At 72.6% G+C, this 16,150-nt stretch carries 9 protein-coding genes; 2 read left to right on the top strand and 7 right to left on the bottom strand.

What is annotated here, in order from left to right:
- Window positions 1-4: 4 nt before the first annotated feature.
- The 4 genes from JOF44_RS01735 to JOF44_RS01750 form a co-directional block, all read right to left on the bottom strand.
- A complete protein-coding gene (locus JOF44_RS01735; RefSeq protein ID WP_342591635.1) occupies window positions 5-1,378 on the bottom strand; it encodes a multidrug effflux MFS transporter in 1,374 nt (457 codons plus the stop codon).
- Window positions 1,379-1,533: 155 nt separating this feature from the next.
- Window positions 1,534-2,310 (bottom strand): queuosine precursor transporter, encoded by a 777-nt coding sequence (locus JOF44_RS01740; RefSeq protein ID WP_209886581.1) that lies wholly within the window; start codon window positions 2,308-2,310, stop codon window positions 1,534-1,536.
- A gap of 90 nt (window positions 2,311-2,400) precedes the next feature.
- Window positions 2,401-3,201: a GH25 family lysozyme gene (locus JOF44_RS01745; protein ID WP_209886584.1), complete on the bottom strand. Its 801-nt coding sequence runs from the start codon at window positions 3,199-3,201 to the stop codon at window positions 2,401-2,403.
- A 167-nt stretch (window positions 3,202-3,368) separates the two neighbouring features.
- Entirely contained in the window at window positions 3,369-4,040 is a 672-nt protein-coding gene (locus JOF44_RS01750) for a TetR/AcrR family transcriptional regulator (RefSeq protein ID WP_209886587.1), read from the bottom strand.
- Between the two features lie 154 nt (window positions 4,041-4,194).
- Between JOF44_RS01750 and JOF44_RS01755 the strand changes: the two genes are divergently transcribed.
- Window positions 4,195-6,960 carry an MMPL family transporter gene (locus JOF44_RS01755; protein ID WP_209886590.1) on the top strand — a complete coding sequence of 922 codons (2,766 nt, stop codon included), beginning with the start codon at window positions 4,195-4,197 and terminating at the stop codon, window positions 6,958-6,960.
- Window positions 6,957-9,761 (top strand): YhgE/Pip domain-containing protein, encoded by a 2,805-nt coding sequence (locus tag JOF44_RS01760; protein WP_209886593.1) that lies wholly within the window; start codon window positions 6,957-6,959, stop codon window positions 9,759-9,761. Before JOF44_RS01755 ends, JOF44_RS01760 begins: the two co-directional genes overlap by 4 nt.
- Window positions 9,762-9,779: 18 nt before the next feature.
- Here the strand turns inward: JOF44_RS01760 and JOF44_RS01765 are convergent, their stop codons facing one another.
- From JOF44_RS01765 to JOF44_RS01775, 3 genes are read right to left on the bottom strand one after another with little or no spacing between them, the layout of a single operon-like run.
- On the bottom strand, window positions 9,780-13,208 hold the full coding sequence (locus JOF44_RS01765) for an error-prone DNA polymerase (RefSeq protein WP_209886596.1): 3,429 nt from the start codon (window positions 13,206-13,208) through the stop codon (window positions 9,780-9,782).
- Window positions 13,209-13,241: 33 nt separating this feature from the next.
- Window positions 13,242-15,077, bottom strand: a complete 1,836-nt coding sequence (locus JOF44_RS01770) for a DNA polymerase Y family protein (RefSeq protein WP_281067074.1) — start codon at window positions 15,075-15,077, stop codon at window positions 13,242-13,244.
- Window positions 15,077-15,976: a hypothetical protein gene (locus JOF44_RS01775; RefSeq protein ID WP_245348816.1), complete on the bottom strand. Its 900-nt coding sequence runs from the start codon at window positions 15,974-15,976 to the stop codon at window positions 15,077-15,079. Before JOF44_RS01775 ends, JOF44_RS01770 begins: the two co-directional genes overlap by 1 nt.
- Window positions 15,977-16,150: the final 174 nt, after the last annotated feature.

Consider the following 16,150-nt stretch of genomic DNA (forward strand, 5'->3'; position numbering starts at 1 on the left):
CCGTTCAGACCGCCCCGGTGTGCGGATTCGGGGTGCCGCTCCCCCGGCCCGCCAGGACGAAGAACGTCCCGGAGATCAGCACGCCGCACACCATCGCGATCGCCATCGGCAGCGAGGAATGCGTCCCGGCGATCCCCACCAGCGGCGCCGCCACCGAGGCGGCGAAGGAGAACCCGAGACCGAGCATCGCCGAGCCCGTCCCGGCGATCTCCCGGGCCTGGTCCGAGGCCAGCGCACCGCCGTTGCCGAAGATCAGTCCTTGGGGCGCGACGGTGAAGAAGAACGCCGGCAGCACGATCCACGCCGGGGTATCCAGGAACAGGCTTCCGATCAGCAGCGAGAAGCTCGCGAGGGACACCACGACCAGCCCCACCCGGATCAGCTTTCGCGGATGGATCGACCGGGTCAGCCGGGCCGAGAGCAGGGACATCGACATCATGCCCATCGAGTTGATCGCGAAGCTCACCGAGTACTCGCTGGAGGTGAACCCGAGCATCTCCTGGACCACGAAGGACGAGGCCGAGACATACGCCATCAGCGCGAAGGCGGAGAATGCGTTGACCAGCATGTATGCCACGAACGTGCGCCGATGCAGCAGGGTTCGGACATTGCGCAGGAAGGTGCGGAATCCCCCGCTGTGACGCCGCGACGGCGGCAGGGACTCGGGGATCCGCACCAGCACCCCGATCAGCGAGATCAGCGACATGGCCGCGATCACCAGGAAGATCTCCCGCCACTGGCCGACGATCAGGATGATGCCGCCCATCAGCGGGGCGACGATCGGGGCGACGCCGCCGACGCCCTGCATGATGTTCATGAGTCGGAACAGCTCCGGGCCGTCGGTCATGTCGATCAGCACCGCGCGACCCAGCACCATGCCGAAGCCTCCGCCGATCCCCTGGAGCACGCGCAGCACCAGCAGGATCTCGACCGACGGGGCGAGCGCACAACCGATCGAGGCCAGCAGGCACAGCACGATCCCGATCAGCAGCGGGGTCCGTCGGCCCATCCGGTCCGACAGCGGCCCGGCGACGACCTGGCCGCTCGCGGTGCCCAGGAAGAATGCGGTGATGGTCAGCTGCATCCGCGAGGCCGTGGTGCCGAGTTCGCCGGCCACCTCGGGGAAGGCGGGGATGTACATGTCGGTGGCCAGCGGGCCGATGGCGCTGAGCGTCGTGAGCACGACGATCACCACGATGGTGACCTTCCCGCGGGTGCGGCTCAGCTCCTCCTCGTCGGGCAGGTGCGCGAGATCGTGATCGGCGAGGTCCTCCATCACCGGGATCGCGCCCGTGATGGTGGGGATCGCGCCGGTCGTGGTCGTCGGGGGTTCGTCGCGAGCTCGCTCGCGACGCGGATCGGGGGCGGCGTGAGCCACGGGGGTCCTCTCGGAAGGAACGGATCGAGCCGGGCCGGTCAGGGAGTGCGCCGGTTTCGATCAGGACATCCTAAGGAGGTCGTGAGCGTTCACGGAAGGGCTTTCCCGCATCTGGGACGGATCGTGCGCGGGACGTCCGGGGCGTCCGGGCGGCTTCAGGCGTCCGACGCCGCGACGTGCTGCGCGAGCCGCTCCTGATAGGTCGGATCGGTGCGCTTCAACCACCGGATGACGGCGGAGGTCACCGGGATCATCGCGTACTGCACCACGACCTTGTAGACGAAGCCGAGGATCGTGTACTCCGCCCATTGCTCGAGCGTCGTGATGCCGATCGCGGTGGCGGCGATGGAGCAGAAGATGATCGTGTCCACGAGTTCGCCGAGCCCGCTGGAGGTGAACAGGCGCCCGATCAGGCCCCGCTCCCCCATGCGCCGCTTCATGCGGCTGACCACCAGCGAGTTCAGGGACTGCCCGGCGAGGAACCCGGCCAGCCCGGCGAGCACCACGATCCAGACGGGGCCCAGGGCCAGCTCGAGGGCGGCCTGCTTGGCCTGGCCGTACTCGTCGGGGAAGGGTGGCAGGGCGATGATCACCTGGTAGCAGATCGAGGCCAGGATGCTCACGGCGAAGGAGGTGAGGATCGCGCGGCGGGCGGCGCGGGGGCCGTACAGCTCGGTGACGATGTCGCCGAGGACGTAGGCGAGGGGGAAGAGGAAGAAGCCGCCGTCGGTGAGGATCTCGAATCCGGTGCCGGGGATCGTGCCGAAGCTGACGCCCTTGGCGGCGCCGATGCCGGAGAGGACGACCACGGTGACCATGGCGGCCAGGAGGATGTCGAAGTGGGAGGAGCCCCGGTCGGCGTAGACGGCGCCGGCCGGGCGTCCAGACGGGGTGGGAGGGGCGGGAGATGCGGTGCTGCGGTGTGTGTTCACCGGGGCAGGGTACACAGCGGGACGGGTCCCTCGTCGGCGGAGGGGCCCGTCCCGCTTGTGCGCGCGGAGGTGCGCGGCGGCGCAGGCGGCTCAGATGCCTCGCGCGTGGTAGTCGGGATCGGTGATGAAGGCCTCGAACTCGCTCTCGCTGCCGTGCCACTTCACGGAGTCGCCGGCGAACGGGCCGGAGGCCGAGTACTGCCACAGCTCCCAGGCCCACCAGCGGCCCGGCAGCGTCGAGGGCGGATCGTCGCGGTAGGAGGCCACGAACAGCGGCGAGTTCACCGGGGCCCAGTCCCCCACCACGTCGTTCCACCAGTTCACGCCCGTGTAGATGACGGGCCGACGGCCGATCTCGGCGAGATAGGCGCTGGAGAAGCCGTAGATCCAATCACGCATCTCCTGCTGGCTGAGACCGTAGTCCCGGGGCAGGCCGGAGTAGGCCTCGAAATCGACCATGCCGGGCAGGGTGATGCCGTCGGAGGTCCAGCCTCCGCCGTTGTCCAGGAAGAACTCGACCTGCTCCTCGGGTCCACCGGAATCGGGGCGGGCGAAGTGGTAGCCGCCGCGGGCGAGACCCGCATCGCCGGCCCCGATGTACTGCTGATTGAAGTCAGGACTGCGGTAGGTGCGGCCCTCGGTGGCCTTGACGTAGGCGAAGCGGGAGCCGAGCGAGACCTGGTCGGCCCAGTTGACCTGGCCCTGCCAGCCCGAGACGTCCTGGCCGTAGAAGCCCGCGGCGTACGCGGCCGGAGCGGCGAGGGCTGCGGCGCCGGTGCCGACCGCTGCGGCGCCCAGCACGCCGCCGCGCAGCAGCGAGCGTCGTGAGGTGCCGGTGACCGGTTCGGAGGAGGGAGGAGGAGTGAGATGTCGGGGGCGATAGGGAGGCATGAGCGTCTCCTGGGGAAGGGGGAAGCACGGTGCGACGGACGCCACACCGGGTACACCGTATGCACGCCGGACACTCCCCTGGCAACCCCCAGATCTGCGGCGTGTCGGGGCGAAACGGACGGATTCCCGTCCGGATCCTCTCCGGGCCCGTCTCTGATCAGGGCATGTCAGCTCTCGCGAGGCTCCACGAAGGCGCGCAGGGTGCCCAGGATCGTGGTCGCGGCGAGTTCGGTGATGTCGCGGCCGTCCATCTGCTCGCGCACCATGAGATCGACGAACACACCGACCAGCAGCTGGGCGAGATCCTCGGGCGGCAGCAGAGGGTGATCACCTTTCTCCGCCATCCGCGCGGAGAGCAGCTTGCCGATCTCGTCTCGCAGCCGCTCCCGCTGCACCGCGAGCTCGGCGCGCATCGCCTCGTCGCGCAGGGAGCGGGCGATGGCGTCGGAGTAGAGCAGGTACCACTGGCGTCCGAAGGGGCGGATCCCCTCGAACACGGCGACCATGAGGTTCGCGTCGTCGACGGCGGAGAGGGTGGTCAGCTCCCCGCCCTGGTCGTGGGCGGCTTCCATCGCCGTCGCGACCGAGGTGTCCGCGATCTCGATCATCTCCTCCGTGACCGAGGCGAACAGCGCGGCGAAGACCTCCTCCTTGGTGGAGAAGTTCGAGTAGAAGGCGCCCCGCGTGAAGCCCGCGGCGCGGACCAGATCGTCCACGGTCGCCCCGTCGATGCCCTTCTCGACGAAGACGTCGAGCGAGGCCCGCACCAGCTTGGTGCGGGTGTTCTGCTTGCGTCGGGTGTCCGCGGAGTCGGGCAGCGGGTCGAACAGTTCGGTCATGGCTCCTCGAGAGTGGCTCAGGGGTGGGCAAGGTCTCAGAACTCCTCGACCTCGAGACGTCGACCCCGCGTGACTCCTCAGTATGTCACCGATACACTCCCGTATCGAATACGTAGATGTCGTGGATGCAGGAGTGCATCGTCCTGGAGGTCCTGTGTCCTCGTCCCTGTACCGACTCGGCCTGCTCATGGCCACCCTGCGCTGGAAGATCATCGCGGTGTGGATGGTCCTCCTGATCGGGATGGGCGGCCTCGCCGTCGGCCTCGGCGGCACGTTCTCCTCCGCCATCGAGATCCCCGGCACCGAGGCCCAGCGCGGCATCGACCAGCTCGCCGACCGCTTCCCCGAGATGGGCGGCACCTCCGGGCAGGTCGTGCTGGTGACCCAGGACGGCTCGACCGTCGACGAGCACCAGGACGAGATCGACGACCTCATGGACGACATCGCGGACGTCGACGGGGTCGCCGCGGCCCCCTCCCCCTTCGGCGACGTCTCCCCCGGCACCCGCACCGACGACGACACCGCGATCATCGCCCAGTTCCAGATGGACGGGCAGCAGGGCGCCTACCCCGAGGAGTCCGTCGACGAGCTGAAGAGCCTGGTCGACGCCGCCGACACCCCGAGCCTGGATGCGAACATCGGTGGTCAGGTCCTCCAGAGCTCCGAGGTGCCCTTCGGAGCCGGCGAGATCGTCGGCATCGTCATCGCCCTGCTGATCCTCGCGATCGTGTTCCGTTCCTTCGTCCCGGCCGTCATCCCGATCGTCACGGCGATCGTCGGCGTGGGCGTGTCCATGCTGGCCGTGATGGCGCTGGCCGCCGGGGTCGAGATCCCCTCGGTCACCACCGCGCTGGGTGCCATGCTCGGACTCGCCGTCGGGATCGACTACGCCCTGTTCATCCTCTCGCGGCACCGGGACCAGCTGACCGCGGGCGAGGATGTCCGCGAGTCCATCGGTCGGGCCCTGGCGACCTCCGGCAGCGCGGTCATCTTCGCGGGACTGACCGTGATCATCGCCCTCGTCGGCCTTTTCGTCACCGGGATCCCGTTCCTGACCATCATGGGTGTCGCCGCCGCCGCGACCGTAGCCCTGTCGGTGGTGGTCGCGCTGACGATGCTGCCCGCGATCATGGGCCTGCTCGGAGAGCGTCTGCGCCCGCGGAAGATCCGCCGCCTGATGGCCGAGAACGATGGGATGCTGCCCGCCGAGGACCCCGACCGGCGAGTTCGTCGGCCCTTCGGCACCGGCTGGGCCCGCCTGGTCACGAGGGTGCCGGCCGTGACCATCCTGCTGGTCGTCATCGGCGTCGGCGCCCTGGCGATCCCGATCAAGGATCTGGAGCTGGCCCTGCCGGACCTCGGCACGGAGCAGCCCGGCACCCCGGCCCGCGACACCTACGACCTGGTGGCCGAGGAGTTCGGCCCCGGCTACAACGGTCCCCTCCTGGTCACCGCCGACATCATCAACACCACCGACCCGCTCGGCGTGGTCGAGGACCTCGAATCCGACATCTCCGCGATGGACGACGTCAAGGAGATCCAGCTCGCCACCCCCAACCGCGGCGCCGACCTGGCCGTCGTGGCGGTGATCCCCGACGGCGGCCCCACGGACCAGTCCACCAAGGATCTCGTCCACGAGCTGCGCGATCATGCCGACGGCTGGGAGGAGGAGTATTCGATCTCCGACGTCACCGTCACCGGCGCGACCGCCGTCGGCATCGACGTCACCGACAAGCTCACGAATGCGCTGGTGCCGTTCGCGATCTTCGTCGTCGGCCTCTCCCTCATCCTGCTGGCCATGGTGTTCCGCTCGATCTGGGTGCCGATCAAGGCCTCGCTGGGCTACCTGCTGTCCGTGGCCGCCGCCTTCGGCGTCACCTCGATGGTGTTCGAGTACGGCTGGCTGAACGAACCGCTGTTCGTCACCGTCAACGGCCCGGTCGTGGCGTTCATGCCGATCATGGTGATGGGCGTGCTGTTCGGACTCGCCATGGACTACGAGGTCTTCCTGGTCTCGCGGATGCGCGAGGAGTTCACCCACACCGGTGATGCCCGCGCCTCCATCGAGAAGGGCTTCACCGCGAGCGCGCCCGTGGTCATCGCCGCCGCGCTGATCATGGTCTCCGTGTTCGCGGGCTTCGTCACCTCCGGCTGGTTCATGCTGCAGCCCATCGCGGTGGGACTGGCCGTGGGCGTGCTGGTCGACGCCTTCCTGGTGCGCATGACCCTGGTGCCCGCCGTGCTCGCCCTGCTCGGGAAGCACGCCTGGTGGCTGCCGGGATGGCTGGATCGGATCCTGCCCAAGGTCGACGTGGAGGGCGAGGGCCTGCATGCCGTGCTCGAGCATCGCCGCTGGAGCGAGGAGCACGGCGCCCACGCCCTGCGGATGCAGGATCTGACCGCCCCGCTGGTCGGGGACTCGGGCCGGATCGGCCCGCTGACCGGCGCCGTCCGCCCGGGCACCCTGCTGGTGGTGCGCTCGGCCGACGACGCCGCCCGCGCCGCCCTCCTGGCCCTGGCCGGCGGCCGCCTCGAGCCCGACTCCGGGCTGCTCGCCGTCTACGACCGCCTCGCCCCGGACGACCTCGCGGCCATCCAGGGCCGTGCGCACTGGCTGCCGGCCGGGGCCGACGTCCCCGCCCGACTGCGCGAGATCCCCGAACGGCACCTGGACCGCGCCATGATCGTGATCGAGCGGCTCGAGGACCTCGTCCACGGCGCCACCACCACCGACGACACCCTGATCGAGCGCCTCGACGCCTTGCTCGCGGCAGGGGCCACCCTCGTGGTGGGCTCCCGCGCGGCCGGAGCCACCGAGGCCGAGCGCCATCTCCAGGGCGCGCTGCGCGACCCCCGGTCCCTGCTCGCGCTCGCCGTCCAGCGCTCCACCGCCTCCGCCCCCGAAGGAGCCCACGTATGACCCGCCTGAAGCATCCGCGCACCCTGCTCGTGGTCCTGCTGCTGCCGCTGCTGGTGGCGGGGCTGGGACTGTGGGCCCTCAGCGGCCGCGTCGACCGGCTCGACACCGTGCCCGCCGCCGTGGTGAACCTCGACGAGGGCGCGGAGGTCACCGACGCCGACGGCGAGACCCAGACGGTGCCCTTCGGCCGGCTCCTGTCCGGCTCCCTCACCCAGCCCGGCACCGTGGAAGGACAGGACGCCCCGGAGACCACCGGCTTCGACTGGCAGCTGACCTCCCAGGACGATGCCGAACAGGGCCTGAAGGACGGCACCTACTCCGCGGTGGTCGTGGTCCCGGAAGACTTCTCCGCGAAGCTGACGACCATCGGCACCACCGATGCGGTCCCGGCGATCCTCGAGGTCACCACCAACGACGCCAGCGGCCAGATCAACGCGCTGGTCGGCTCCGCCGTGGCCGAGGCCTCCGCCTCCACCATGGGCGGGCAGATGGCCCAGCAGTACCTCGACGGCCTCTACCTGGGCTTCAACGATCTCAAGGACGGGTTCTCCGAATCGGCCGACGGCGCCGAGCAGCTCGCCGACGGCACCTCCGACCTCGACGACGGCGCGCACGAGCTCGCCGACGGCACCGCGGAGCTGGCCGACGGCACCACCCAGGCCGCGGAGGGGACGAAGGAGTTCTCCGGCGGGGTGTGGAGCCTCGCCGACGGCGCCGGTCAGACCGCCGAGGGCACCCAGGAGCTCGCCGACGGCCTCGACGACCTCGCCACCGGTGCCTCCGGGGCCGCGGGCGGCGGCGACGACCTCGCCACCGGACTGGACGATCTCGCCACCGGCGCCGAGGACCTCGCCACCGGGGTGCACGGCCTGCAGACCGGCATGAGCGGCACCGACTCCGAGCCGGGACTGCTCGACGGCGCGAACCAGCTCGCCGCCGGCGTCGAGGGCGACGGCACAGAGCAGAACCCGGGGCTGGCCGCGGGAGCGGACCAGCTCGCCACCGGTCTCGAGCAGTACGCCGACGGCGTCTCCGCGGCCGGCACCGCCGTGACCGGCGACGGCACCGCCGAGAATCCGGGCCTGGTGACCACCGCCGAGGGCGTGGCCGACGGCACCGCCGAGCTCGGCGAGGGCGCACAGCAGCTGGCCGACGGCATCCAGGGCACCGAGACCGAACCCGGTCTGCCCGAGGCCTCGCAGCAGGTCGCCGACGGCGCCGCCGAGCTGTCCGCAGGAATCGCGGGCGACGGCACCGACCAGGACCCCGGGATGGTCGCGCTGGCCGAGCAGATGCAGGCCAGCGCCGATGCGCTCCTCGAGGAGAACCCCGAGGACCCGAACGCTCTGGCTCTGCAGGCGCAGGCGGAAGGGATGCTCTCCTACGCGCAGGGGGTCGAGACCGGCCTGAACGGTGACGGCACCGCGGAGAACCCGGGCCTGGTCGCCGGCACCCAGGGCGTCGCGGACGGCTCCTCGCAGCTGCTGCCCCTCGGCGCGCAGGTCCAGGACCTTGCCGACGGGATCAACGGCACCGACCAGCAGCCCGGCCTGGTCCAGGGCACCCAGGGCATGCTCACCTACGCCCAGGGGCTCGAGACCGCCTTCGCCGGGGACGGCACCGAGCAGAATCCCGGCCTGACCGCCTCGGCCGAGCAGCTCGCCACCGGCGCGCGGGCCAGTGCCGACGGCTCCGAGGACCTGGTCACCGGTGTCACCGGACTGCGCGACGGACTGCAGCAGTACTCCGACGGCGTCGACGACCTCGCCGAGGGCGCGGACCAGCTCGCCGAGGGCACCCGGGCCAGCGCCGACGGCGCCGGGGACCTCGCCACCGGTCTCGACGACCTCGCCGCGGGCACCCGTTCCTCCGCCGACGGGGCAGGAACCCTCGCCGACGGCAGCACCCAGCTGGCCGACGGCGCGACCGAGCTGGGCCATGGATCCGACCAGCTGGCCTCCGGCAGCGAGGAGCTGGCCGCGGGCAGCGGCGAGCTCGCCGACGGCACCGAGGAGCTCGCCGATGGCACCGAGGAGCTCGCGGGCGGCAGCGATGATCTCGCCTCCGGACTGCGCGAGGGCGCCGAGGGCGTTCCCAGCTACACCGAGTCCGAGCGGGACCGCATGAGCGAGATGGCCGCGAACCCGGTGACCACCGACGTGGACCGCCAGAACGAGGCCGACGGCGCGACCACCGCGACCTTCCCCTTCGTCACCGCCCTCGCGCTGTGGCTCGGGGCCTTCGCCAGCTTCCTGCTGCTGCCTGCCCTGTCCCGACGCCTGCTGGACCGGGCGGTGCCGATGGGCCGGGTGGTGCTGCGCTCGCTGGCGCCAGCTCTGCTCGTCGCGGTGGTGCAGACCATCGCGGTGCTGGCGGTGCTCACCGCCGTCGGCATCTCCCCCGTGTCCCCGGTGACGGTGGGGGTGGTGGCCCTGGCAGGGGCCGGCATGTTCGCGGCCCTGCACCAGGCGCTGATGACGCTGCTGGGCGACCGGATCGGCAGGATCGTCTCGATCGTGGTGATGGTGCTGCAGGTGGTGACGCTGGTGGGCATCGTGCCGCTGGCGACCGCTCCCCCGCTGCTGCAGTCGGTCAGTGCGCTGCTGCCGCTGCCGATCGTCACCCAGGGACTCGTGCACGCGGCCCTCGGCGGCTCCCTGGTCTCGACCTCGGGCACGCTGCTGTCGATCCTGGCCTGGGCCGCGGTCTCCCTGGTGGTGACCTTCGCCGCCTCGCGCACGGCGCGCCGCGCGGACCGCTCCGACCGGGTGCCGATGGGGACGGCGGCCGCGACGGCCTGACGCACGGGGCGTCCCTGCTCACTGGAAGTCCCGGGACCGGCCGGCGGCGGCCAGGTCCAGGGGCGCCACGTCGTCGGCCACGAGGTTCACCGCCCCGCTGCGGTTCTCCACGATCCCGCGCAGCACGATCGCCCGGGCGGTGCGCAGCAGCGCCCGGTGGCGCACCCAGAACCCCTGCGAGCACACCACGTTGAGGATCCCGGTCTCGTCCTCGAGGCTGAGGAAGGTGACGTTCCCGGCGGTGGCGGGTCGCTGCCGATGCGTGATCACGCCGCCCACCCGGATCCGGGTGGAGTCCTCGGCCTCGCGGGTGCCGGCGATCGAGAGCACCCCGTCGGCCGTGAGCTCCTCGCGCACCAGGACCATCGGATGATCATCCAGGGTGATGCCGGTGGCCCAGGAGTCCGCGGTGGCCAGCTCCGCCTCGCTCATCCCCGGCAGCATCGGCGCCTGGGCCCCGACCGCGAGATGCGGCAGGGTCTCCGGCGACTCCTGGGCGGCGGCGCCCGCGGCCCACAGCGCCTGCCGACGGGAGCTCGCGAGCGCATCGAGCGCCCCGGCCGTGGCCAGGGCCTCGAGCTGCCGGGCGGTCAGCCGCACCCGTCGGGCCAGGTCCGGGACCGAGGTGAAGGGGCCGCCCCGCTCCCGCTCGGCGACGACCTGCTCGGCGGTCTCGGTGCTGATCGTGCGCACCTGGTCCAGGCCCAGTCGGATCGCGGGGCCCCGCGCGGCCGCCTCGCCCCGGACCTGCTCGCGGGGCTCCTCCCCGATCCGGTAGCCGGCGTGCTCCGCGTCGGTCTCCAGATCGCTGCGGGCGCGGCTGATCAGCACGTCGGGGCCGCGGGTGAGCACGCCGTGCCGGCGAGCATCCGCGACCAGCGACTGCGGGGAGTAGAAGCCCATCGGCTGGGAGCGCAGCAGCGCCGCGGTGAACGCGGCCGGGTAGTGGCACTTCAGGTACGAGCTCGCGTACACCAGGTACGCGAAGGAGTAGGCGTGGGACTCGGGGAAACCGTAGTTGGCGAAGGCCAGCAGCTTGCGGTGGACCGCCTCGGCGTCCTCGCCGGTGATGCCGTGGCGGGCCATCCCGGCGAACAGCGCATCGGAGAGCTCGAGCATCTTCTGGGTGGAACGCTTGGATCCCATCGCCCGGCGCAGCTGGTCGGCCTGAGCGGGGCTGAAGTCGGCGACGTCGACCACCATCTGCATCAGCTGCTCCTGGAACAGCGGGATCCCCAGGGTGCGGCCCAGGGACTTCTCCAGCAGCGGATGGAGGAAGGTGACCTCCTCCTCGCCGGCGCGGCGCCGGATGTAGGGGTGGACGGACCCGCCCTGGATCGGTCCGGGCCGGATCAGCGCCACCTCCACCACCAGGTCGTAGAACTCGCGGGGCCTGAGGCGCGGCAGGGTGGAGATCTGGGCGCGGGACTCCACCTGGAACACGCCGATGCTGTCCCCGGCGCACAGCATGTCGTAGACGGCCGGGTCCTCCTGCGGCAGGGTGCGCAGCTCGAAGTGCTGGCCGTGGTGCTCGGCGATGATCCGCAGCGCGTGGTCCAGCGCGGTGAGCATCCCCAGCCCCAGCAGATCGAACTTCACCAGGCCCGCGTCGGCGCAGTCGTCCTTGTCCCACTGCAGCACGGACCGGTCCGCCATCGCCGCCCACTGCACAGGACACACCTCGATCACCGGCCGGTCCGCGAGCACCATGCCCCCGGAGTGGATGCCCAGGTGGCGCGGGGCGTCGCGCAGCTGCTTCGCGAGGGCGACGACGTCGTCGGGGACGTCGGCGTCGGCCAGGGAGCTGAAGGAGCGCTCGATCCGCTTCGAGAACGCGTCCTGCGCGCCGGTGTCGTAGCCCAGCGCCCGGGCGGCGTCCCGGACCGCGAGCTTCGCCCGGTAGGTGATGACGTTGGCGACCTGCGCGGCGTTCTCCCGGCCATAGCGGTCGTAGACGTGCTGGATCACCTCCTCGCGGCGGTCCGAGGCGATGTCGATGTCGATGTCCGGCGGCCCGTCCCGCTCCGGGGCCAGGAAGCGCTCGAACAGCAGCTGGTGGCCGACGGGCTCCACCGCCGTGATGCCCAGCGCGTAGCAGACGGCGCTGTTCGCCGCGGATCCCCGGCCCTGGGCGAGGATCCCCGCCCCGGCGCAGAAGTCGACGATCTCGTGGACGATGAGGAAGTAGCCGGGGAAGTGCAGATCGGTGATGACCTGCAGCTCGTGGTCGATCTGCGCCCATGCCCCGGGGATGCGCTCGGGGCGGCCCGCGGTGGGGCGGGGCCCGTAGCGCTCCCGGCCCTCGATCTCCACCAGCTCGATCAGCCAGCTCGCCTCGTCGTGCCCGGCGGGCACCGGGAACGGCGGCAGGTCCGGGGCCAGCAGGCGCAGATCCACCGCGCAGTCCCGGCCCAGCCGCGCCGCCTGGGCGATCGCGCCGGGATAGCGCGGCAGCAGCTGGGCCATCTCCTCCCCGCTGCGCAGATGCGCCGGACGGGAGGACAGGTACGGATCGGCCTCTGCCAGCGGCACCCCGGCGCGCAGGGCGGCATGGGTGTCGGCGAGGCGCTTGTCGGCCGGTCGTGCGTAGTGCGCGTTCGTCGTCGCCACCAGCGGCAGGGAGACCGCGTCGAGCCCGTGGTCCTCGCGGACCAGGCGCGCGCCCTGGGCGAGGGCGTCGTGCAGCTCGTCGGCCTCTCCCCCGCCGCCGGCGACCAGCTCGACGGCCACGTTCCCCGTCCCGAACAGGTCCAGCAAGCGGGCGATGGCGCTCGCCGCGGCGTGGGCGGCGGCGTCGAGGTCCCCGGCGGCCAGGTGCGGGGCGACGGCGCGGGTGACGGACCCCTTGCGGCAGCCGGTGAGGATCTGCCAGTGCCCGGTGCGGGCCAGACGGGTCAGCTCGGCGAGCCGGTAGCGGGGAGCGGCCTTCTCCCCGCTGTCGAGGTGGGCGCGGGCGATCGTGGACGACAGCTGCCGGTACCCGGTCTCATCACGCACCAGCACCAGCAGGTGCTCCCCGGCCGGATCGGGGACGCCGGTCCGCGGCGCGGAGGTCACGGGGGTGCCGCTCGCACTGCCGGCCCCGGGCTCCAGCCCCAGGGTGAGCTCGGCGCCGAACACGGTGGCGATGCCCTGCTCCCCCGCGGCGCGGGCGAAGCGCACCGCCCCGGGAAGGCCGTCGTGGTCGACCAGGGTGATCGCCCCCAGCCCCAGCCGGGCGGCCTGCTCTGCCATGTCCTCGGGGCTCGAGGCGCCGTCGAGGAAGCTGAAGTGCGAGTGGGCGTGCAGCTCGGCGTACTCGACGGTGCGGGCGGGACGGTACGCGTCGTCAGCGGTCTTCCCGGTGTGCTCGACGACGATCGGCGGGGAGACCAGCTCGGCGGGACGATCCGAGAGGATCGCCTCGATGTCCTTCCATGCGGGCGGACCCAGGAACCAGCCGGCCATCAGATGCTCCTCCTAGTCATAGAGCCCCTCCAGCTAGTCATAGAGCCCCTCCAGCATCCAGCTCCCCCTGCGCGACAGCGCCAGCACGGCGGTCTCCTCCTCGCGCGCCGAGCGCACCACCAGCTGCAGCCTCGCGGAGCGGGCGCCGTGCGGCGTCCACCAGCGCTCGTCGATCACGGCGGGGGCGCCGTGGGCGAGCACCGGATGCGCGGACCCGGCCCGCAGCCCGAGGCGCTGCAGGACCGGGGCGCCGGGGGCGGTGACCAGCAGGCGAGCCGGTGAGGCGCTGAGCAGCCCGCGGGCGGTGACCACGACGGGGCGGCCGGCGGCATCCTCGAGCACCACCGGCGGCAGCTCGCGGAACACCGTGGCGGGCACGGGGCGCGGCAGGGAGCCCGGCCAGGGGCCGTCCCGTCGGGTGGGCTTCTCACCGCGCCAGGGCACGAGCTGCACCTCATCGGCCAGCAGACGCCCGCCGACGAGGGCGGGGACCTGGACGGCGTCCTCCCCCGCCAGGCCCTGCGCTCGGGCGAAGGCGCGCGAGGCCCGCACGGCGGCCTCCCCGGCGCTGCCCCACAGGGCCGGGGCGCCCTCCCCCGCCGGGGCGAGCTGCAGCGGGTGCAGACCGATCCGGGTGATCGCGCCGGTCGCGGGGCCGGCGAGCCGCGAGCGGGTGATCCAGCCGTCGCACTGCCAGCGGATGCGGTCCACGACGTCGGCGACGCTCAGCGCCCCGTCGTGCCGCCAGGTGCGCTCCATCTCCTCGCCGCCCTCGGTGCGGGCCACGATCCGCAGCCGGGTGCACACCAGTCCGCGGTCGAGGAGCATCGCGTGCAGCTCCTCGGCCAGCGGGCGGGCGATGAAGGCCGCTTGGTCGGTGCGCACCAGCGGGGTCTCCAGCGTGGTCTCGGCGAGGATCGGCTGGGTGGGATGGTGCGTCGCGGGCGGGGCGGGCTCCTCGCCGCGGGCCAGCAGATGCAGGGTCGCGACGTCGGGGCCGAAGCGGTCGGCGACCGCGGCCGACGGCAGGGCCGCGAGCTCCCCCAGGGTGGTGATGCCGAGCCGCTGCAGCAGGTCGACCGTCTCGGTGAGGTCCAGCCGGCGCTCGGGACGGGTCGCCGAGGGCTGGCCGCGATGCCCCCAGCCGGGGCCGACGGGCGCGCTGCGCAGGGTGGCGATCGGGTGCGGGGCGAGATAGTCGGCGCTGCGGCCCTCGCGCACGATCCGCCCGGGCGGGGAGGCCAGCAGCGCCGCGAAGGGACCGTCGGCGATCCCCACGGCGCAGTCCCAGCCGGTGAGCTCGGCGACGGCATCGAGGACCCGCTCGGCCAGCACCTCCTCCCCGCCCTGGTGGCGAGCCGGTCCGCGGGCCGACATCAGCAGCACCCCGGGGCGCAGCACGTCCACCCCCGCCGCGATCGTGTCCACCGCGGCGGCGACCAGCTCGAACAGGGCCGACTCGTGCTCCCTGTCGGCCTCCAGCACCAGCGCCTCGGGGCAGGCGGCACGGGCGGCGCGGCGGGTCATGCCCGGCAGCGCCCCGGTCCCCTGGGCAGCGGCGCTCGCATGGGTGACGCGGTGCTGGTCGAGCAGGAGCACGGGGTCACGGGCCGGGTCGACGACCGGGTCGGCGGGCGGGTCAGCGGGTGGGTCGGCCGACGGGGCGCCGCCAGGGATCTCGCTGCGGGGGGTCGCGCTGTCGGGGGGCTCGTCGGCCGTGCGGCGCTGGTGGCGATCCAGCGCGGCCACCAGCGGCCAGTCCGGGACGGTGACGGCGACCGTGCGGGTGGCGGCGGGCGTGGTGGCGGTGCGGGCGTCGGTGGTGGTGCAGGCGTCGGTGGGGGGCTTCGTGCGGGAGGCGGTGTTCATCATCCGGCCCTCGGCGCCGGATCCAGGAGGCGGATGCCGGTCGGGGCGGCGGTCTCTGCGGGATCCGAGCGTCCCTGCGGGGCCTGCGCGATCAGCCCGCTCGCCTGCGGCAGCAGCACCTCGACCTCCCGGTGCCCGGCGATCCCGCGACCGGTGGAGGTGACCGCGAGACGGCGCCGGCGCAGCCGCCCCGAGCCCGCGCCGAGCCCGGTCCAGGCGTGGGTGGTGGAGCGCAGGGCGATGTCGGCGCGCCCGGGTGGAGCGGCCGCGAGGACCAGGGTGTCGGCGGTGCGGGCCCGGCTCAGCAGACTGCGCCACAGCGCGGGGGTGAGGTCGAGATCAGGGCCGAGCACGAGCACCCCGACCCCGTCGGCCAGGGCGGAGAGCACCTGGGGGCGCTGCTCCCCGTGCGTCGGGGCGAGGGCGAGGCGGCAGGGGTCCAGTCCGGCGTCGAGGGCGGAGCGCAGACCGAGATCGGGCATGCCGGCGACGGCGCACCAGGAGTCCTCCCCCGCCGCGGCGACGGCGAGGGACAGCAGCACGGAGGTGCTCGCGGCACCCTCGATCGCGACGGAGCTGCCCGCGCGCAGGCTGCCGCGGGGGAACAGCCCCGACAGCGGTCCCGGCACCGGGAGTCGGGTGCCCAGGCCGTCCTCGAGCTCGGCGGTGGTCCCGGGGTCGGGATCGGAGATGCTCTCAGGGTCGGGACCGGACGCTCCCGGGTGCAGGGAGCGACCCCGCAGGGCGGTGCGGTCGATCCGTCCGCCCCAGCGGGCCGCGCTGCGTTCGGCCGCACCCAAGGCGGCGCGGGCCCGGGCCAGGCGGTCGCCGTGGTCGTGGTCGTGGTCGTGGTGGTCGTCGTCCGTTTCGGCGGCCGCCACCTGCAGAGGCATGCTCATGATCCACCTCCGTCCCCGATCTGCGGGAGCAGCACGTTACGACTCGATGCCAGTCCGATGTGTTCGAACAACTGTTCGAACTCTACGCCTCGCAGATCGGGAGTCAAGCTGTGCAGGTCGCAGGTTCGAACGTACGTACGGAGTCTGTGGCAGGGGTGTGACAGGTGACGGAGT

This window comes from Brachybacterium fresconis (assembly GCF_017876515.1).
In the GTDB taxonomy this organism is placed as follows: Bacteria; Actinomycetota; Actinomycetes; order Actinomycetales; family Dermabacteraceae; genus Brachybacterium; species Brachybacterium fresconis.